15 protein-coding genes are annotated in these 16,362 nt (G+C 62.5%); 14 read left to right on the forward strand and 1 reads right to left on the reverse strand.

Going from position 1 to position 16,362, the window contains the following annotated elements; all coding sequences use genetic code 11:
• Window positions 1–19: 19 nt before the first annotated feature.
• Complete coding sequence (locus ASG03_RS12750; RefSeq protein ID WP_062693816.1) at window positions 20–460, reverse strand: RbsD/FucU family protein; 441 nt, start codon at window positions 458–460, stop codon at window positions 20–22.
• 267 nt (window positions 461–727) lie between these two features.
• Between ASG03_RS12750 and ASG03_RS12755 the strand changes: the two genes are divergently transcribed.
• From ASG03_RS12755 to ASG03_RS12820, 14 genes are all read left to right on the forward strand, one after another.
• Entirely contained in the window at window positions 728–1,798 is a 1,071-nt protein-coding gene (locus ASG03_RS12755; RefSeq protein ID WP_062693817.1) for an ABC transporter ATP-binding protein, read from the forward strand.
• 72 nt (window positions 1,799–1,870) lie between these two features.
• The gene (locus tag ASG03_RS12760; protein WP_062472853.1) at window positions 1,871–3,541 is read left to right on the forward strand and encodes a hypothetical protein; all 1,671 of its coding nucleotides are present in this window, start codon (window positions 1,871–1,873) and stop codon (window positions 3,539–3,541) included.
• Window positions 3,542–3,630: 89 nt separating this feature from the next.
• Window positions 3,631–4,755: a carbohydrate ABC transporter permease gene (locus ASG03_RS12765; protein ID WP_062472851.1), complete on the forward strand. Its 1,125-nt coding sequence runs from the start codon at window positions 3,631–3,633 to the stop codon at window positions 4,753–4,755.
• An 8-nt stretch (window positions 4,756–4,763) separates the two neighbouring features.
• Window positions 4,764–5,696: a carbohydrate ABC transporter permease gene (locus tag ASG03_RS12770; protein WP_062693818.1), complete on the forward strand. Its 933-nt coding sequence runs from the start codon at window positions 4,764–4,766 to the stop codon at window positions 5,694–5,696.
• Window positions 5,697–5,747: 51 nt separating this feature from the next.
• Window positions 5,748–6,203 carry an RbsD/FucU family protein gene (locus ASG03_RS12775; protein WP_062472847.1) on the forward strand — a complete coding sequence of 152 codons (456 nt, stop codon included), beginning with the start codon at window positions 5,748–5,750 and terminating at the stop codon, window positions 6,201–6,203.
• A 201-nt stretch (window positions 6,204–6,404) separates the two neighbouring features.
• Window positions 6,405–7,388 carry a sugar phosphate isomerase/epimerase family protein gene (locus tag ASG03_RS12780; protein WP_062472845.1) on the forward strand — a complete coding sequence of 328 codons (984 nt, stop codon included), beginning with the start codon at window positions 6,405–6,407 and terminating at the stop codon, window positions 7,386–7,388.
• An 82-nt stretch (window positions 7,389–7,470) separates the two neighbouring features.
• Entirely contained in the window at window positions 7,471–8,535 is a 1,065-nt protein-coding gene (locus ASG03_RS12785; protein ID WP_062693878.1) for a sugar ABC transporter substrate-binding protein, read from the forward strand.
• Window positions 8,536–8,595: 60 nt separating this feature from the next.
• Entirely contained in the window at window positions 8,596–10,107 is a 1,512-nt protein-coding gene (locus ASG03_RS12790) for a sugar ABC transporter ATP-binding protein (protein WP_062693819.1), read from the forward strand.
• A gap of 51 nt (window positions 10,108–10,158) precedes the next feature.
• Complete coding sequence (locus ASG03_RS12795) at window positions 10,159–11,139, forward strand: ABC transporter permease (protein WP_062693820.1); 981 nt, start codon at window positions 10,159–10,161, stop codon at window positions 11,137–11,139.
• Complete coding sequence (locus tag ASG03_RS12800; RefSeq protein ID WP_062693821.1) at window positions 11,136–12,011, forward strand: MurR/RpiR family transcriptional regulator; 876 nt, start codon at window positions 11,136–11,138, stop codon at window positions 12,009–12,011. The genes ASG03_RS12795 and ASG03_RS12800 overlap by 4 nt, the downstream gene beginning before the upstream one ends.
• Window positions 12,008–12,892, forward strand: coding sequence for a ribokinase (locus tag ASG03_RS12805; RefSeq protein ID WP_062693822.1), 885 nt, complete (start codon window positions 12,008–12,010; stop codon window positions 12,890–12,892). The genes ASG03_RS12800 and ASG03_RS12805 overlap by 4 nt, the downstream gene beginning before the upstream one ends.
• Window positions 12,893–13,151: 259 nt before the next feature.
• On the forward strand, window positions 13,152–13,874 hold the full coding sequence (locus ASG03_RS12810; RefSeq protein WP_156381822.1) for a FadR/GntR family transcriptional regulator: 723 nt from the start codon (window positions 13,152–13,154) through the stop codon (window positions 13,872–13,874).
• A complete protein-coding gene (locus tag ASG03_RS12815) occupies window positions 13,871–15,052 on the forward strand; it encodes a PLP-dependent transferase (RefSeq protein WP_062693823.1) in 1,182 nt (393 codons plus the stop codon). The genes ASG03_RS12810 and ASG03_RS12815 overlap by 4 nt, the downstream gene beginning before the upstream one ends.
• Before the next feature lie 34 nt (window positions 15,053–15,086).
• Window positions 15,087–16,346: an ABC transporter substrate-binding protein gene (locus tag ASG03_RS12820; protein WP_062472832.1), complete on the forward strand. Its 1,260-nt coding sequence runs from the start codon at window positions 15,087–15,089 to the stop codon at window positions 16,344–16,346.
• Window positions 16,347–16,362 lie beyond the last annotated feature (16 nt).

Here is a 16,362-nt window from a genome sequence, read left to right on the forward strand (position 1 = left end):
CGTCGGCGCAATCGTCGTGTCAGATCACGCCCTTTTTGAAGATGAAGCAGCCATAGGGCCCGGGATCGGACGTCCGCACGATGACGAAGGATCGCTTGGCGGCCTCGTAGAAGGCGAAGCGCTCCAGCGCCTCCATCAGGACGGGTCGGCCCTGAGATTCATCCATCACCTTCTGCATGGCATCGAAGATCGGGACGCGCGCCTCGGGACGCCCGACGACCTGCATGCGGCTCACGGGACGCTCGATGAAGGTATCGAGCGGGAACAGGGTGAGGATCGCGCGCGCCGCCGCCGTCAGTCCGCAACCCGACACGTCTAGAAGGCGGCCATAGGTCGTCTGGGCCGCAATGGTTGCGGCGGGATGATTGATGTCGCACAGGACGAGGTCGTCTCCATGGCCCATCTGCATCATCGCGTGCATGAGATCCGCGTGGATCACCGGATCGATTCCCTTGAGCATGCGCTCTCCTCCCTCGCCTCACTTCACAAAGATACTGCATTTTGTGATGTCGCCAAGCCTCTTTGTTTGAAATGGCGTCGGAATAGACGTTATCTTGGCGTCTGCATGGCTAGCCGGGACGATGAAATGCACATTGCAACAAATCGGAGCACAGCCCACGAATACCAATTTACAAGAATATTATTGTGTGTGAAGTTACCGATGAACGGCGCTGCTGGCGTCGGGCTGTGAGGGAGTGCACAGCGAAAGTGGGTAGGAGGCCCCCCTTTGGCGTCGATGAACATTGAAAATGTCGGCAAGGCCTATGGCAGCCTCGCCGTGATCCATGGCGTGTCGGTGGAGATACCGGACGGCGAGTTTGTGGTCCTGGTCGGGCCTTCCGGCTGCGGAAAGTCCACATTGCTGCGCATGGTGGCTGGCCTCGAGCCGATTTCCTCGGGCGACATCCGCATCGATGGCAAGGTCGTCAACGACCTTCCGCCGAAGGATCGCGATATCGCTATGGTGTTCCAGAGCTACGCGCTCTACCCGCACAAGACCGTGGCCGATAACATGGGCTTTGCCCTGAAGATGCGGGGAGACGACAAGGCGACGATCGAGGCGCGCGTCCGCAAGGCCGCCGAGATCCTCGATCTCGTTCCCTACCTTGCCCGCTACCCACGCCAGCTTTCCGGCGGTCAGCGACAGCGGGTCGCAATGGGACGGGCGATCGTGCGCGATCCCAAGGTCTTCCTGTTCGACGAACCGCTGTCCAACCTCGACGCCAAGCTGCGCGTGCAGATGCGGGCCGAGATCAAGGAACTGCAGCGACGCCTCGCCACGACGATGATCTACGTGACGCACGACCAGGTGGAAGCCATGACGATGGCGGATCGCATCGTGGTGCTGCGGGACGGGCGCGTCGAGCAGATCGGCTCGCCGCTGGAACTCTACGACCGGCCGGCGAACATCTTTGTGGCCGGCTTCATCGGCTCGCCCTCGATGAACCTCATCAAGGGCCGCATCCGTGCCGGCGCGACACCAAACTTCGAGACGGACGAAGGGATCGTCCTGCCGCTGAGCGCGATTCCGGCAGGTTCCGACGGGCAGCCGGCTTACTACGGAATTCGGCCCGAGCACTTTACGCTCGGCGGACCGGTGGAGGCGAGGATTTCGGTGATCGAGTCCACGGGCTCGGAAACGCAGGTTTTTGCCCGTCTCGGGCAGCAGAAGATCATCGGCGTGTTCCGTGACCGGGTGGAAGGAAACACCGATCAGGTCATCGCCATGACCCCGAACCCTGCACTGGTGCACCTTTTCGACGGTGCATCCGGCCTGCGGCTCGGCGGATTGCGATAGACCGGCGCTCCTGGGCGGGTGCGCCGGCGTGCCACGAAACGTGGCGGATTGTTCACATGGGAGGAGACCATCATGAAAGTCAGTGACTTCGAACGCATGATGGCGATCGGCCTGAGCCGACGCGCCATTCTCAAGACGGGGGCAAGCCTCGGCGCCGTCGCCGCCGCCAGCACGATGCTCGATGGGCTCGGCGGCTTCGGCGAAGCGTTTGCGCAGGACACCGCGTTCCGCAGCCAGTTGCTGCAGATCCCGGGCGTTGGCAAGGGCTCGCCGACGGATGCCGACTGGCAGAAGGTCGGCGAGATGTGTCTTGAGGCGACCAAGAAGAGCGTGAAGCAGGGCGAGTTCGCGGGCGTCGAGCTGTCCTTCATGGGGCTCAACAACCAGAACCTTCACAACGTGCTCTTCCGCGGCTTTCTGAAGCCTTGGGAAGATTACACCGGCGCAAAGATCACCTGGATCGACCTCGCACAGGCCGACTACAACCCGCGCCTGCAGCAGGCGATCGCGACGGGCACCGTGGATTTCGATCTTCTGGAAATGGGCGCACCGTTCGAGGGCGACGTCTGCGGCAAGGGCCTTGCGTCCGAAATGCCGGATTGGGTCAAGGCCCAGATCGACATGGACGACTATGTCGACTACCTCAAGGCACCTGTGGGCACCTGGGACGGCAAGACCTACCGCATCTCGGTGGATGGCGACTGCCACAACTTCAACTACCGCACCGACTATTTCAGCGATGCGGACCTTGCCAAGGCGTGGAAGGACGAGGGACACGAGGGCGAGTGGGGCGTACCGAAAACTTGGCAGAAGGTTCAGGAGGTCACCAAGTTCCTTAAGGGCAAGACCGTGGGCGGCATGGAAGCCGTCGGCTATCTCGATGCGCCCAAGGCCTGGGGCGGCTTCGGCTTCTACTTCCTCGGCAGCCGCGCAACGGCCTATGCCAAGCACCCGGACGACAAGGCCTGGCTGTTCGACGTCGATACGATGAAGCCGCGCATCAACAACCCGGCCTGGGTTCGCGCGATCCAGGACGTCATCGACGCGCTTCCGTCGGAGGCGGGCGACCAGCTCAATGCCGATCCGGGCACGACGGCATTCCAGCAGTTCCTGGCCGGCACGGGTTCCATGATCTCCTGGTGGGGCGATGTCGGCGCCAGCGCGCGCACGAGCGACAGCTCGGTTGTCGGCGACACGATCGGCTTCGACATTCTTCCGGGCTCGGATGATGTGTACAACGCGAAGACCGGCCAGTGGGACAAGCTGCCCAGCGGTCCGAACCACGCGCCGAACATGGCCTATCTTGGCTGGGGCGTCTATGTCATGGCCCGCGTCGACAGCGACGAGAAGAAGAAAAAAGCCGCCTGGAGCGCAGCCGCGCATCTTGGCGGAAAGGACCTGGCTCTCTGGACGGCAGCCTATCCCTCCGGCTTCCAGTGCTACCGGAAGAGCCAGTTCAACATCAAGGAATGGGTATCGGCGGGGTACGACGAGGCGTTCATCACGAGCTACCTCGCGTCGCAGTCGAATTCCTACAACCACCCGAACGCCGCGATCGAACCGCGCATTCCCGGCATCTTCCAGTATTACAGCGTGGCCGAGGACGAACTCGCCAAGGTCTTCGCCGGGCAGGCGACGGCACAGGCAGGCGCAGACGCGATCGCCAGCGCCTGGGAAAAGATCACTGACCAGCTCGGCCGCGAAAAGCAGATTGCCCTTTACAAAGCATCGCTCGGAGCCTGACGGACCAAGCCGGGCGGCGCGCCTGCGTCGCCCGGCATTCTCATTCGTGCATGACGCACTGCGCCCGCGTGCGCCCCAAGGGTTTGCCGATGTCCCATACAGCCATGCCTGCCGGTCGCCAGCCATTGTCCGCCCGTCCCGAACGGGCCGAACTCCAGCTGATCTCCGCACGGCGCGGTCGTCGGCTGTTCGCGGCGGCGACGATCTTCCTGTTTGCCGTGCTTCTCCTGCAGGTTCTCGACGCGACCGGAGTGACCGCGATCGGGCTGGTCAGCTGGCGGCCGCTGCTGTTCGCCTATATCATCTGGGCAGCGGCGCTCTGCACCGCACAGATCCTGATCCGGGGCGAAGACGGCCAGCGGGCTGCCTTCGTGCTTCCGGCCGTCCTTTTCACTGTCGCGATGGTCGTCTTCCCGACCGTTTTCGGCCTCTATATCGCCTTTACCGACTGGAACCTCAGCGCTGCCGCGGGACGCAGGTTCAATGGGCTCGACAATCTTCGGACCCTGTTCGCCGACGTCTATTTCTGGAACGCGCTCCTCAACATGGTCTACTATGTCGCGGCCGTGCTGGTGCAGTATGCGATCGCGTTCGGGCTTGCGCTGCTCCTCAACGCGGAGATCCGCGCCCGCAAGTTCTTCCGGGTCGCCTTCCTTCTGCCGCTGATGCTCAGCCCCGTGGCGGTCAGCTGGATGATCGGCAAGTCGCTGATGGAATACCGTTTCGGCCCTGCAGCGACGCTTGCCCGGCATCTCGGCTGGGATAACCCGGCCTTCTTCTCGACACCCTGGCTGGCGCGGACCTCCATCATGGCGATGGACGCCTGGGTGTCGATTCCCTTCATGATGATCCTGCTGCTCGCCGGCCTTCAGGCACTGCCGGCCGAGGTGAAGGAAGCGGCCAAGGTGGATGGCGCTTCGGGCTGGCAGAGTTTCAAGGAAATTACATTCCCGCTGATGCTGCCGGTCAGCATGACCGTGGTCATCCTGCGGATCATCTTCCAGCTCAAGCTCGCCGACATCGTCATCAACGTCACGGCCGGCGGACCCGGCGGCGCGACCGATACCGTTTCCAGCTTCATCTTCCGCGAATATCGGGATCGCTCGAATGTCGGCTACGGCACGATGCTCGCGGAATTCTATCTCGTCGTCATCATCATCTTCGTCGCGCTCATCCTCAAAGGGGCGAGCCGATGGATGCAGCGTTCAAACTGAGGCCCGTCATGGCAAGTATCCCTTACACTTCCGCAGGTGACGAAGGCCGCACAGGTCTCTGGTCGCGTCGCCCCCGGTTCATGACGTCGAGCCTTCTCATCTATGCCGCGCTGATCCTGTGGGCGTTCATCTCGCTCTTCCCGATCTACTGGACGATCACGACTTCGTTCAAGACGGCCGTCAACGTGACGCAAGGGCATCTCATTCCCTTCGTCGACTTCACGCCGGACTGGAAGGGGTGGCGCTCGCTCGGTCTCTCGCCGGACACGATCTCGGCACCCTCGACCGTGCGCGACGAGTTCGTTCGTCGCTTCCTCAACAGCATCGTTGCTTCGGCCGGCGCCTCGTTTCTGGCCGTCGTCATCGGTTCGCTTGCCGCTTACGGCCTCAGCCGCTTCTCGTACAAGTTTCTCTGGATGCGCAACAAGGACATCTCGTTCTTCTTTCTGTCGCAGCTCATCCTGCCGCCCGTCGTCCTCGCCATGCCGTTTCTGGTTCTCTACAAGCATCTGATGCTGCTCGATACGCTGATCGGTCTCATCCTCGTCTACACGCTGATGGTGCTGCCCATCGTCATCTGGATCATGCGCGACCAGTTCGACACGATCCCGCTTGAACTTGAGCAGGCCGCTCTCGTCGACGGATGCTCGATCTGGGGCGCGTTCCTGCGCATCGTTCTCCCGATCGCGCTTCCCGGCATGGTGGCCGCGTTCATTCTCTCCGTCATCCTGTGCTGGAACGAATATTTTTTCGCGGCGCTCCTGACGAGCTCCAACGCAAAGACGCTTCCGGTGATGGTGGCAAGCCAGACGGGATCGCAGGGAATCAACTGGTGGTCGATGGCGGCGATTGCGACCGCGGCGATCATGCCTTTGGTGCTGGTCGGAATCTTCCTGGAGCGTTACATCGTGAAGGGCCTCACGGCAGGCGCCGTGAAATAGGCCGACAAGGTTTGCGGCGATGGCCGCAACGAGACGCAATGGGAGGCATTCATGCTGAAAAACATTCATCCGGCGCTCAGCGCCGACGTCCTGCACGCTCTGCGATCGATGGGACACGGCGATACGCTCGTCGTTTCCGACACAAACTTCCCGACCGACAGCGTCGGCCGCCAGACCGTCATCGGGCGGCCGCTGACGATGGCCAACCTCAGCGCGCCACAGGCGATCGCCGCGATCCTTTCGGTGCTGCCGCTCGACACCCCGCTGCAGAACTCCGCCGGACGCATGGAGGTGATGGGCGCACCGGACGAACAGCCGGACGTGCAGCGTGAAGTGCAGGCGGAAATCGATCGCGCGGAGGGTAAGCCGTGCCCGATGTACGGCATCGAGCGTTTCGCCTTCTACGACCTGGCGAAGAAGGCCTATTGCGTCATCTCGACCGGCGAGACGCGCTTCTACGGCTGCTTCCTGTTCACGAAGGGCGTCATTCCGCCGGCCGGCGCATAAGGCACTGGTTTCTCGGATGACAAGACTGAAAGCCAGGCAGGAAGCTGCCCGGCCGCCGATCGTGGGCGCAATGCCGGGCACCTGCGTGCAACCATCTGCCGGCAGACGATCGAATTGGTGCGTTGCACAACACATTTAAACTTTACAGATTTCATAATTAATGTGAAGTTAGCTCACGAACAAACGATGTGAGCACCCGCCGTGACCGATCTCAAATTTGCAACCCGTCTCAATTCCTTCGCATCGCGCCCGCACGTCGAATGGCCGGACCTGGTGGGCAAGCCGAGCGTCATGCAGATGGTCGCACGTGCGGCGAAGGTCGACGGGCTCACGGATCTCGACCTCAACTATCCGGACCACGGCGCCGACAAGCCGGCAGATCTGGCCCGCCGCATTGGCGATCTCGGCCTTTCCGTCAACGGCTTTGCCATGCGGTACTACACCAACCCCGCCTTCAAGATTGGCGCGTTCACCAATCCGGACGCTGCCGTTCGCCGTGAAGCCATCGAGCTGACGAAGAAGGGCATTGATGCGACGCGCGAAGCCGGCGCAAAGCTGATGACGCTCTGGCTTGGCCAGGACGGTTTCGATTACGCGTTCCAGGCCGACTACGCGACCCTATGGCAACACGAAATTGATGGCATCCGTGAAGTCTGCGAACATGACCCGGACTGCCTGATCAGCATCGAGTACAAGCCGAACGAACCGCGCTCCTACAGCCTGATGCCCGATTGCGCGACGACACTTCTGGCGATCAAGGATGTCGGTCTCCCCAATCTCGGCGTCACGCTCGACTTTGCCCACGTTCTCTATGCCGACGAACAGCCGGCCTTTGCTGCGGCCCTGATTGCGCGCTACAGCCGGGTTCTTGGCGTTCACCTCAATGATGGCTACGCCAAGCGCGACGACGGCCTGATGGTTGGCTCGGTCCATCCCCAGCAGACGATCGAACTTCTCCGCCAGATCCGCCGCGACGGTTACGATGGCGCCATCTACTTCGATACGTTCCCCGACATGACCGGTCTCGATCCGGTCCACGAATGCGAGGTGAACATCCAGACCGTCAAGCGCATGCTGAAGGTCGTGGACCGCCTCGAACAGGACAATCGCCTTTCCGGCGCGATTGACCGCCAGGACGCCGTCTCCGCACAGGCCGTCGTCCAGGAGCTGATGCTCGGCAACTGAACCCGCCTACGCCTGCACTATCGTGAAAGCCAGAACCGGCATGCCGCTGCGCATGCCGGAGGATGAAACTTGGGAGGAAACCATGAAGACATTTTTGAAGACAACCATCGCTGCCGGCTTCGCCGCCAGCCTCCTGTTCGGCGCAGCCTTTGCGCAGGACCTCGCGCCGCTCAACTCCGATACCGAAAAGGACCGGATCGACTGGTCTCAGGTTGAAGCCAAATTCGGGGCGTTCCCGAAAGTGCCGGAAGGCACGAAGGCCGGCGCTGTCTCCAAGACGCTGACCAATGAATACTGGCGTTCGCTGGGCGAGGGTTACGAGGCCTTCGGCAAGGCACACAACGTGCCTGTGGTCTATCAGGCCGCGCAGAGTGAAGGCGACCAGCTGGGTCAGCTGACGATTGCCGAAGGAATGATCACGCAGGGCTACAACGTTCTGCTGGTTTCGCCCCAGACGGATGCGAACCTGCAGCCGGTCATGGAGCAGGCCAAGGCCGCCAACATTCCCGTCGTCAACGTCAACGACGCCGTCATTCCCCAGGCCGAGCACTATGTCGGCAACGTCCAGCGCGACAATGGCGTCCGCGTTGCCAAGTGGTTCATCGAGAACAAGCCGCAGGGCGGCAAGGTCGCCATCGTCGAAGGCCAGGCAGGCGTCTACGCCGCTGTCCAGCGGACCGACGGCTTCAAGTCGACCATCACCGAAAACGGAAAATTCGACGTCGTCGCCAGCGTTCCTGGCAACTGGGACCGTCAGACATCCTACGACGCCGCCACCAACATCCTCAACCAGCATCCCGACCTCGTCGGCTTCTATGCCAACAATGACGGCATGGCGCTCGGCATCGTCGAGGCTGTGAAGGCGGCCGGCCTGCAGGGCAAGGTTGCCGTGTTCGGCACTGACGGCATTTCGGACGCCTATGCTTCGATCAAGGCGGGTGAACTGACCGGCACGGTCGACAGCTTCCCGGTTCTCACCGGCGAAGTGGCACTGGAAACCGCGCTGCGTCTTGTCGCCGGGCAGAAGCTGCCCCGCGTCGTGGCCACGCCGCAGGCCCTCATCACCGCCGACAACCTGGCGAAGTACCAGGGTGAGGGCGTCGATGTCCGCAAGGTGCTGATGGAAGACGCCAAGGCTGCAAAGTAAGCACCACGAAGAGACGCCGGCATCCGTCGGCGTCTCTTTCGCAAAGGGCAGGAGAGACCGATGAGCACCGTCGCACGACTGCGTTTTCAGGGGATTACCAAGGCTTTCCCTGGCGTCAAGGCACTGTCGGATGTCTCCTTCGACGTCCAGCCGGGTGAGATCCATGGTCTCCTCGGGGAAAACGGTGCGGGCAAATCGACGCTCCTGCGGATCCTCTCCGGTGTCTTCAAGCCGACGTCCGGGTCCGTGCTGGTGGACGAGAAGCCTGTCGCGTTCAAGAAGCCGATGGATGCCCGCTCTGCCGGTATCGCGATGATCCATCAGGAATTGCAACAGGTGCCGCACCTGACCGTCGCACAGAACATGTTTCTCGGACACTCCGTCACCAAGGCCGGTGGTCTCCTGGTCGCGCGCCGCGAGCAAGAGCGTCGCGCCGCCGAAGCCCTGGCAATGCTCGATCCGGGTATCGATCCGGGTGCCCCCATTTCCACGCTCAAGGTGGCGCAGCGTCAGATCGTCGAGATCGGCCGGGCGCTGCTCGACAAGGCCCGCATCATCGCGATGGACGAGCCGACATCGAGCCTGACGCCGAGCGAGTTCGAGCGCCTGGCCGAGGTCATTGCCCGCCTTGCGGCGAGCGGCGTCTCCATCGTCTACGTGTCGCACAAGATGGACGAGGTGTTTCGCATCTGCCAGCGCGCCAGCATCATGCGGGACGGCCGCCTGATCGACGTCGTCGATCTTTCCAAAGTCTCGCACACCGACGTGATCACCATGATGGTGGGGCGTGAACTGCTGCAGGACGCCCACGTCTCGCACGCGACCTCGACCGTGAAGCTGCAGGCCAGGAACCTGACGTCGCCGAAGATCCGCGACGTCTCCTTCAGCGTTTGCAAGGGCGAAGTGGTCGGCATTGCCGGTCTTGTCGGCTCCGGCCGCACGGAACTCCTGCGTCTGATGGCTGGGGTCGACCGTCTGTCCGGTGGAAGTCTCGAGATCGACGGCAAGCCCGTCACACTCGCCAATCCGCGGGACGCGATCGCGGCCGGCATCGGCCTGGTGCCGGAAGAGCGCAAGCGCGACGGCATCGTGCCCGGGCGCTCCGTGGCGCTCAATATGGCGCTGGCCTCCCTCCCGGCGTTTTCGCGCAGCGGCTTCATCTCGAAAGGCCGGCTCAAGACGAGCGCGAACGATCTCCTCACGCGCGTCAACCTTCGCCCCTTTCTGCTCGACCGGCCGATCCGGCTGTTCAGCGGCGGAAACCAGCAGAAGGCGATCATTGCCCGCTGGCTGGCCGCCCGGTCCGACATCCTGCTGTTCGACGAACCGACCCGCGGGATCGATGTCGGCGCGAAGTCCGAGATCTACCATCTGATCGAAGCCCTGGCCGCGGAAGGCCGGTCGATCGTCGTGGTCTCTTCCGAACTGCCGGAAGTGATCCGACTGTCCGACCGGGTGCTCGTGATGCGGGACGGGCAGATCGCGGCGGAACTGCCCCGCGAGGGTCTCAGCGAAAGCGCGATCGTTGCGCACGCGATCCCCGGCGTCACCGAAACCGCGCCGGCTGCCTAGACCATCCTTTCAAACGACGTGAACGCTGAAGAAGACGAATAGGACACTGCCATGACCACCTCCGTTGCCGCTCCGGCCGACAAGACTGCATCGGGCTTTGGCCGCTTCTCCTTTTCGCTGCGCGATGCCGGCACGCTGATCGGCCTCGTCGTCATCGTCGCCGTGTTCGCCACGCTTGTTCCCGGCTTCCTGTCGGAACGCAACCTCATCAACATTCTCCAGCAGTCGAGCATCAACGCGTGCCTTGCGCTCGGCATGACGCTCGTCATCATCTCCGGCGGCATCGACCTTTCCGTCGGACCGACAGCTGCGGTTTCCGCCGTGATCACGGCAACGCTGCTGCTCGCAGGCACGCCGATCCCGCTTGCCATCCTTGCCGGTCTCTGCGTCGGCGTGCTCTGCGGCTTCATCAACGGCGTGCTCGTCGCCTATGTCGGCCTGCAGCCCTTCATCGTCACGCTTGGAACGCTCAGCACCTACCGGGCGCTGGCGCTCATCTATACCGGTGGAAACCCGGTTCTCGGCATTCCCCCGGGCTTCCGCCAGATCTTCAACGGCGCCCTGTTCGGCATTCCCACCCCCATTCTCATCGTCGCCATCGTTGCAGTCGCAGCCTGGGTGCTGCTCACGAAGACGCCGATCGGGGAATACCTGATGGCCGTTGGCGGCAATGAGGAAGCGGCCTACGTCGCCGGCGTTCCCATCGCCCGCACCAAGATTACGGCCTATGTCATTTCCGGCGGACTCGCGGCCCTTGCATCGCTCATCCTCATCGGTCGTCTTGGCGCCGCCGAGCCGATCCTCGGCAATCTCTGGGAACTCGACGCCATCGCAGCCGCAGCCATTGGCGGGGCTTCGCTGATGGGCGGCAAGGGCAGCATCGTTGGAACCATTCTCGGCGCCATCATCCTCGGCACGATGCGGAACGGCCTGACCTTGATGAATGTCCAGGCGTTCTACCAACTTCTTGCAACCGGCCTTATAATCCTCGTCGCCATGATGATCGATCGAGCCACGAGGGGGCGGGGATGAATACGGAAAGCTTCGACATGAAGGCGGTTGGACCGCGCATCCGGATGATGATGCCGCTGCTGACCCCGCTCGAAGCAAAGGTTGTCGATACGGTCTTCGGATTGCGCGACTTTAATGACGAGACATCGCTGAAGAAGATCGCGGCGGAGGCCGGAGTCTCCGAGGCCATGGTGGTGAAAATCACCAAAAAGTTGGGCTTTGCCGGCTACCGCGATTTTCGCGCGGCGGTCAGCCAGTACAACAGCCAGCCGACGGCGGAAATGCACCGGGAATTGTCCGTCGACGATACCTCGCAGGAGATCGTCCAGAAGGTCTTCCGCACCTCGATCCACGCGCTCGAGGAGACGCTGGCGATTCTCGACATGGGCGCTTTCGACAAGGCGGCGGACATGATCCATACGGGACGCCAGCGGGATTTCTACGGCGTCGGCGGATCGGCCCAGATCGCCCGGGACGTCTCGCACAAATTCTTGCGCATCGGGGTGCGGGCCAATGTCTTCGACGACAGCCACATGATGCTGATGTCGGCGTCCCTTCTGAAGGAGGGCGATATCGCGGTTGGCTTCTCGCATTCCGGCAATACGACGACGGTCATCGAAGGTATCCAGCTTGCCCGCCGCAATGGTGCAAGCACGATCGCCATTACCAATTATGGTGGGTCAGCGCTCGCCCAGGCAGCGGATGTGGTTCTGTGCTCGACCGCGCAAGGCTCGCCACTGATGGGCGAAAACGCCGCGGCGCGGATCGCCCAGCTCAACATTCTCGACGCCATCTTCGTCGCCGTCGCCCAGCGCGATTATCGCGCGGCGGAACGCAATCTCAAGCAGACGATGTCTGCCGTCAGCTCCAAGCGAAAAGATAGACTTCCATGACCTCCAGTCCCCGCGTCACCGTCTTTGGCAGCCTGCACTACGATATTGCGGTTTTTGGTCCCGCGCGTCCGCGCAAGGGCGAGACGGTCACCGGTTCCTCCTGGCATCCGAAGAGCGGCGGCAAGGGTGGCAACCAGGCGGTCTCCGCTGCCAAGACCGGCATCACGACGTCTATGATCGGCGCCGTTGCCGACGATGAGTTCGGCCGTTTCCTGATCGACAACCTCGCGCGCAAAGGAGTCGATCATCGCTTCGTGGCGCGCGACGCGCGGCGCGCGACCGGCATGAGCGTCGCGATCTTCGACAGCGAAGGCGACTATGGCGCCGTCATCGTCTCGGGCAGCAATCTCGACCTCGGCGAGCGCCATCTGGACGCTGCCGCGAACGTGCTGGCAGACACCACCATTCTGGTGCTGCAGAACGAAATCCCGGACGCGGCCAATGTGCTGGCCGCCCGCCGGGTGAAGACGGCAGGCGGTCTTGTTCTCCTCAACGCCGCCCCGGCGCGGCCGCTGTCCGACGACCTCAGATCGTTGGTCGATATCCTCGTCGTCAACGCCATCGAGGCCGAAATGCTGGCGGGCGTCGATGTCGTGGAAACGCTGGACGGTGCCGTGTCCGCAGCCCGCATCCTGCGCAAGAGTTACCCCCAGGTCGTCGTCACGGCGGGCGGAGCGGGTGTTGTTGCCGTCGATCGCGCCGGACGCGAGATCATGATCGACCCTGTCAGGGTGAAGGTCGAAAGCACCCACGGCGCCGGTGATGAATTCATCGGCATGCTCGCCGCGCAAACAGCCCGCGGCCTCCCGCTTGATCGCGCCCTTGCCGACGCCAACGCGGCTGCCGCACATCTCGTGGCAACGCCCGAGTCAGAGCGCTAGCCCCTTCGAAGCAAGCAAAGACCCGTTGACGCGGCCCGGCGCTCTCTCCTGAGATCGCGCTGACGGGCTGATGCCTGCTGGCTCTCCGAAAAGCATCCGCTGGTCATGAAGATGCCTGCCATTCCACTGGGCGGCGGATCTCTCGTCCGCGATTCTGCACGTCCACTCTTCAACACCGGTGGGGACGGCTTGACAAACCGTCGCTGCCGTTTTCAATTGGCAGGATGTCAGACCAATTTCATCGATCAGGATTGTCGTCATGAGTGCACCGTTCCGTGCCTCGACACGGATTGATCCGCTGCCGCCCATCAATCGGGGCCAGCAGGTGGAGACGGCGCTGGCGCTTTACGTCGAGCAGGCCGGCCTGAAAGCCGGAGACCGTCTGCCGGCCGAGCGCGAACTGATGCTGGCGCTGAGCGTCGGTCGCTCGACCATTCGGGAGACGATCGGGAAGTTTCAGGCACTCGGCGTGATCGAAAGCCGCAAAGGCAGCGGCAACTACCTCCTGAAGCCGATCTCTGCCGGTACGGTCCACATGCCTCTGTCCTTTGAATCCGGCGGTCTTCGCGATGCCCTGCTGATGACGCTCGAGGTGCGCCGCGGGATCGAAGTCGAGGCGTCGATGGCAGCTGCACGTCGTCGCACGCCGGCCGATCTGCGGACGATTGAAGCCAGGCTCGACGAGATGGAGCGGGTCCATCTTGCCGAGGGCACGTCCGGCAAGGCCGATCTCGCCTTCCACCTGTCGATCTACGATGCCACGCATAATCCTCTCTTTGGCCAATTGCTGGAACAGATGCGAGGCGGATTTGAACGCTTCTGGTCGAAGCCGTTCGACCGGCCGGATTTCGCGGCCCGCTCCTTTCCCTTCCATCGGACGCTGTTCAACGCGATCGCGGTCGGCGATGCGGAGGCGGCCCGCATGGAAACGCTGAAAATCCTCGCCATCGTCGAGGAAGATATCAAGGACATGTCGAAATGACCCCAGGCCACGATCTCTTCGATCCCGCCTCTCTCATCGTCGCCCACGACGCGACCCATGCCTTCGAGGCCGTCGTGCCGCCGATCGTGCAGACGTCGCTCTTCACCTTCTCGAGCTATGACGAGATGGTGGCGACCTATCGCGGCGAGCGGAGCCGACCGGTCTACACCCGCGGGCTCAATCCGACGGTGCGTCTGTTCGAGGAGATGCTCGCCAAGCTGGAGGGAGCGGAAGATGCGCTCGGATTTGCCAGCGGCATGGCAGCGATTTCCTCGACCGTGCTGTCCTTCGTGCAACCCGGCGATCGGATCGTGGCGGTCCGCCACCTGTACCCCGATGCGTTTCGCCTGTTCGGTACGTTCTTCAAGCGGATGAACATCGCCGTCACCTATGTCGACGGGCGTGACGAGGCAGCGGTCGAAGCGGCCATGCCGGGCGCCACGCTGTTCTACATGGAAAGTCCCACGAGCTGGGTGATGGAGGCACATGATGTCGGCGCGCTGGCGGCGATCGCCCGCCGTCACGGCGCGATATCCGTCATCGACAATTCCTGGGCAAGCCCGATCTTCCAGCAGCCCTTGTCGCTCGGCTGCGATCTCGTTCTGCATTCGGCATCGAAATATCTCGGCGGCCACAGCGATGTCGTGGCGGGCGTCGTTGCAGGTCCGAAAGCGCTTATCGACCGGATCCGCGGCGAGGCCTATCCCTATCTCGGCGGCAAGCTTTCACCGTTCGATGCCTGGCTCATCGTGCGCGGTCTGCGCACGTTGCCGATCCGCATGAAGCAGCACCAGGCTTCTGCGCTGGAGATCGCGACGCGCCTCCAGGCCATGGATGCCGTGGAGACCGTTTGCCACCCCGGGCTTGCCAATCGCCTGCCACCGGGGCTGAAGGGCACGTCCGGGCTCTTTTCCTTCATTTTCCGGGAAGGCGTCGATGTCAGAGCCTTCGCCGACCGGTTGCAGCTCTTCAAGCTCGGCGTTTCCTGGGGCGGGCACGAGAGCCTGATCGTTCCGGGCGAGGTCGTGCTGGAGCAGAAGGCGCAGCCCAATTCTGCCCACACCTTCGGCATCAGCGCCCGATCCGTCCGCCTGCATGTCGGACTGGAAGGAACCGAGGCGCTCTGGGCCGACCTCGAACCTGCCATCCACGCCGCGACAAACGCGGCGGCGGCCTGAGACTGCCACGTCAATCAACAAAAGGGAGAACAGCATGAAACGCCTGATCGCAGCTACATTTTTCACCGCTCTGATGGCGGGAACGGCTTTGGCCGATACCACCATCAAACTCGTCGAAGTCATTACCAGCCCGGAGCGCACCGAGACGCTGAAAAGCATCGTCTCCAAGTTCGAAAGTGCCAACCCGGGCACCAAGGTCGAGATCGTCTCGCTTCCCTGGAGCGACGCTTTCCAGAAGTTCGCAACCATGGTTTCGGCGGGCGACGTTCCCGATGTCATCGAGATGCCGGATACATGGCTCTCGCTCTATGCCAATAACGGCATGCTGGAGAGCCTCGAGCCGTATCTGAAGGAATGGGAACACACCAAGGATCTGAGCGCCCGCACGCTGGAGCTCGGTCGAGACGTCAAGGACACCGCCTACATGCTGCCCTACGGGTTCTACCTTCGGGCCATGTTCTACAACAAGAAGCTGCTCGAGCAGGCGGGCGTGACGGAACCGCCGAAGACGCTGGAAGCGTTTGCAGAAGCTTCCAAGAAGGTGTCCGCGATTCCCGGCAAGTACGGCTACTGCCTGCGCGGCGGCCCAGGTGGCCTGAACGGCTGGGTCATGTTCGGCGCCAGCATGGCAGGGTCCAACAGCTTCTTCAACGAAGACGGCACCTCGACCTTCGACAGCCCCGGCTGGATCAAGGGCCTGACCTATGTGGTCGATCTCTACAAGAACGGCTATGCCCCGAAAGACAGCGTCAACTGGGGCTTCAACGAGATCGTTGCCGGCTTCTACTCCGGCACCTGCGCCTTCCTCGACCAGGATCCGGACGCGCTGATTGCCATCGCGCAGCGCATGAAGGCGGAAGATTTCGGCGTCATGACCATGCCGAAGGGTCCGGACGGCAAGACCTTCCCGACCATCGGTTTCGCCGGCTGGTCGATGATGGCCTCTTCCGCCAACAAGGATCTGTCCTGGAAGCTGATCTCCACGCTTGAAGGACCGGAAGGCAACATCGAGTGGAACAAGAAGACAGGTGCCCTGCCGGCCCTCACGACCGCCGAAAAGGACCCGTTCTATCAGAGCGAGCAGTTCAAGGGCTGGTTTGCAGAGCTTGCGGACACCAATGCCGTTCCGACGACGATGCCGACCTATCTTGAGGAGTTCGCCTTCTTCAAGGACTCGCTCGTCATCAAGACCTCGCAGGAAGCCCTGCTCGGCGACATCACGCCGGAAGACCTTGCCAAGCAGTGGGCGGACTACATGACGAAGGCGCAGAAGAAGTTCCTCGCCGCGAAGTAAGCTTCTCGCGTGCCCG

Origin of the sequence: Rhizobium sp. Leaf341, assembly GCF_001424325.1 — a bacterium.
In the GTDB taxonomy this organism is placed as follows: Bacteria; Pseudomonadota; Alphaproteobacteria; order Rhizobiales; family Rhizobiaceae; genus Ferranicluibacter.

Bases quoted from the DNA above. Each gene is read 5' to 3' on its own strand.
- ASG03_RS12765 (WP_062472851.1), top strand. From the start codon at position 3,631: ATGTCCCATACAGCCATGCCTGCCGGTCGCCAGCCATTGTCCGCCCGT.
- ASG03_RS12770 (WP_062693818.1), top strand. From the start codon at position 4,764: ATGGCAAGTATCCCTTACACTTCCGCAGGTGACGAAGGCCGCACAGGT.
- ASG03_RS12800 (WP_062693821.1), top strand. From the start codon at position 11,136: ATGAATACGGAAAGCTTCGACATGAAGGCGGTTGGACCGCGCATCCGG.
- ASG03_RS12805 (WP_062693822.1), top strand. From the start codon at position 12,008: ATGACCTCCAGTCCCCGCGTCACCGTCTTTGGCAGCCTGCACTACGAT.
- ASG03_RS12790 (WP_062693819.1), top strand. From the start codon at position 8,596: ATGAGCACCGTCGCACGACTGCGTTTTCAGGGGATTACCAAGGCTTTC.
- ASG03_RS12760 (WP_062472853.1), top strand. From the start codon at position 1,871: ATGAAAGTCAGTGACTTCGAACGCATGATGGCGATCGGCCTGAGCCGA.
- ASG03_RS12775 (WP_062472847.1), top strand. From the start codon at position 5,748: ATGCTGAAAAACATTCATCCGGCGCTCAGCGCCGACGTCCTGCACGCT.
- ASG03_RS12795 (WP_062693820.1), top strand. From the start codon at position 10,159: ATGACCACCTCCGTTGCCGCTCCGGCCGACAAGACTGCATCGGGCTTT.
- ASG03_RS12815 (WP_062693823.1), top strand. From the start codon at position 13,871: ATGACCCCAGGCCACGATCTCTTCGATCCCGCCTCTCTCATCGTCGCC.
- ASG03_RS12750 (WP_062693816.1), bottom strand. From the start codon at position 460: ATGCTCAAGGGAATCGATCCGGTGATCCACGCGGATCTCATGCACGCG.
- ASG03_RS12820 (WP_062472832.1), top strand. From the start codon at position 15,087: ATGAAACGCCTGATCGCAGCTACATTTTTCACCGCTCTGATGGCGGGA.
- ASG03_RS12785 (WP_062693878.1), top strand. From the start codon at position 7,471: ATGAAGACATTTTTGAAGACAACCATCGCTGCCGGCTTCGCCGCCAGC.
- ASG03_RS12810 (WP_156381822.1), top strand. From the start codon at position 13,152: ATGAGTGCACCGTTCCGTGCCTCGACACGGATTGATCCGCTGCCGCCC.